Here is a 2,462-nt window from a genome sequence, read left to right as displayed (position 1 = left end):
TAGCTTGATACGCTGCTATAGAGTTTGGAAAGTTGCCGTTAAGAGGAATGAGAAATAAAAAGGACTGATTTTTGTAGTAGAGGGATGGGTTTTTATGGCACGATTCTATTTTTAATTTTGCAAATGTAAACAAATATTTCCAAGCTTTTTTAAGCAAATTTTTTTGCTGCTCCTTTGCCTTGTAGGTCCTAACCTGGCTTATCGTTTTGCAACTGCTCTTTTAATCCAGGAAAGTTGTGCGGAAAGATAGACAAAAAAGATAGACACTAAAGAGAAAAACAAGCTTTACCCACCTATGAAAAGCTTATAGGTAGAAAGTTTATAAAGTTTTTAGATAGAATTTGAAAAAGACTTTAAGCTTCCTACCTCGATTGACTAGTGTTAGTAGCTACCTTAGAAAGATAAGCTATAGCTATCAGCCATATATTGCTCGAGTTTAACCAAATCTTCAGCAAATTTGCGTATACCCTCAGCTAATTTTTCTGTAGCCATTGCATTGTCATTTAACATTAAACGAAAACTTTTCTCATCCAGATTAATTTTTTCTAAGTTCAAATGACGAGCTTGATCAGCATTAAGCTTACGAGGAACAGGGCCCTGAGTATTTTTAAGCTTTTCTAAAAGAGAAGGGGCTATTGTTAGCAGATCGCAGCCGGCAAGTTCAAGAATTTCATCGACATTGCGGAAACTTGCACCCATCACTTGCGTTTTGTATCCAAATTTCTTCAAGTAGTTGTAAATTTGGGTAACGGATTGAACACCTGGATCTTCTGAAGGTGCATAACTACTTGCATTTTCATTCTTTTTATACCAGTCTAAAATGCGCCCTACAAAAGGAGAGATAAGGGTAGCTTTGACGTCCGCACAAGCTATTGCTTGTGGTAAGCTGAATAATAGAGTCATATTACAATGAATGCCTTCATTTTCAAGTTCTTGCGCTGCTCGTGTGCTTTCCCAGGTAGAAGCTAATTTGATAAGCACGCGTTCCTTTTTGATCCCTGCTTCTTCATATAATTTTATAAGAGTATGTGCTCTACGAATGCTCTCATCCCTATCAAATGAAAGGCGGGCATCCACTTCCGTTGAAACTCGTCCGGGAACAAGTCGTAAAATTTCTACCCCAAAGTTAACGAATAACTTGTCCATCATTAAAGTACGCAATTCTTTAGAATCGGCAGCTTTCTTTTTAGCGTATTGGACAGCGTCATCAAGCAAATGTTTATACTGCGATTGCTGGGTAGCAGCCAAAATTAAGGAGGGATTTGTTGTAGCATCTGTAGGGGTAAACTTTTTTATAGTCTCAATGTCGCCCGTATCTACCACAATAGTAGTTATTTGTTTAAGCTGTTCAAGTTGACTAGACATGATGAATTTCCTTTTCTAAGGGAGTATCTTTAAGAGGTTCTATACGAAACCGGATGCTAACAGGTTGATCACCGATTAGCAAGTCTAAACTAGAAGTAAAGCGCGTGAGTAGCAATTTATACGGAATTTTGACATGTTTATCTAAAAGATCAATCCCTACTACCGTATTGCCTAAAATCTCTTCTGAATCGATAATTTGGCGGCACAGTAAAGCAAATTTTTTAAGTTGCCTAATCAGTGTTTCATCTTGGAAAACATATTTTTTATGGCAGCTAGGGCATTGGATGCTATGACTAAGCTGATCAAGTTCAAAAATCGAGAATGAGACTTGTTGCTGACATTGTTGGCAATCAAACTGAAGAATATGTCCTTTTTGCATAATTGTTCCTTTTTTTTCACAATTTTACAGCTTACCTAGGAATAGAGCAAACTTTTTTAGTCATTTTGAGGGGCTAAACTAGAAATACTTGCTAGGATTATCTAAATTAGCTAGTTAGAGTTTGAAAGAGAGCAAATTTGCAGAAATTGTGAAACTTTTGTTATAATAACTTATAGAAAAAAATTATCTAAATACTATTTGGGCTCTTGATAGAATTAAACGTCTCATGCAAGAAAACGTACTCTGTAGATCCTTTGTATTTCCCTGGGAAGCCTCAGAGCTTTAAGTGTGGGGAGTAAAAAATATAGAAAGTGTTTTCTTTTGAAAGAAAATTGCTAAATGAATTTTTACTTGGATTAACTACGACACTAGCTAGATGAAAAAAGTGAACAAGGAAAATTGAAGGATTTATTTAATTGTTTCTAAAGCAAAGCAAAAAATAGATTTCTGATCAAAGAAGAGTTGCCGTTGTTGTTCTGAGCTTTTTTAATGGCTTCTTCAAAAGTGTGCCCATTGTATGGGTTGCCATGGATGGCTCTAACATCTAAAGCTAGCCCTTCTTGATGAGTAGTGACTAGCAAAGCTTTGCAGCCAAATTCATATTTTTTTTCCACTTTGCCTTTAGCAATACACTCTTCATGGGGCTCATGCAGGCTGTACACTTTACGAAAATCATTTCTTTGTTGAGCATAAATACGCCTGATAGTTTCTAAAAAAA

Annotated in this window: 2 protein-coding genes and 1 pseudogene; all 3 read right to left on the bottom strand. The window is 36.1% G+C overall.

The features are described 5' to 3' along the window. Positions 1-393: 393 nt before the first annotated feature. Positions 394-1,365, bottom strand: coding sequence for a transaldolase (gene tal / locus DB41_RS06250; protein WP_039385531.1), 972 nt, complete (start codon positions 1,363-1,365; stop codon positions 394-396). Continuing rightward, a complete protein-coding gene (locus tag DB41_RS06245) occupies positions 1,358-1,744 on the bottom strand; it encodes a hypothetical protein (RefSeq protein ID WP_039385528.1) in 387 nt (128 codons plus the stop codon). Before DB41_RS06245 ends, tal begins: the two co-directional genes overlap by 8 nt. 422 nt (positions 1,745-2,166) lie before the next feature. Continuing rightward, a pseudogene (locus tag DB41_RS11920) lies at positions 2,167-2,462 on the bottom strand (hypothetical protein); the annotation flags it as partial.

It is taken from the genome of Neochlamydia sp. TUME1, from assembly GCF_000813645.1.
In the GTDB taxonomy this organism is placed as follows: Bacteria; Chlamydiota; Chlamydiia; order Chlamydiales; family Parachlamydiaceae; genus Neochlamydia.
The sequence above is the reverse complement of the archived record's forward strand: the minus strand, read 5'-3'. Positions and strand labels throughout refer to the sequence as shown.

What these genes read in the sequence shown, in the direction of transcription:
- DB41_RS06245 (WP_039385528.1), bottom strand. Translation starts at nt 1,744, where the DNA reads ATGCAAAAAGGACATATTCTTCAGTTTGATTGCCAACAATGTCAGCAA.
- tal (WP_039385531.1), bottom strand. Translation starts at nt 1,365, where the DNA reads ATGTCTAGTCAACTTGAACAGCTTAAACAAATAACTACTATTGTGGTA.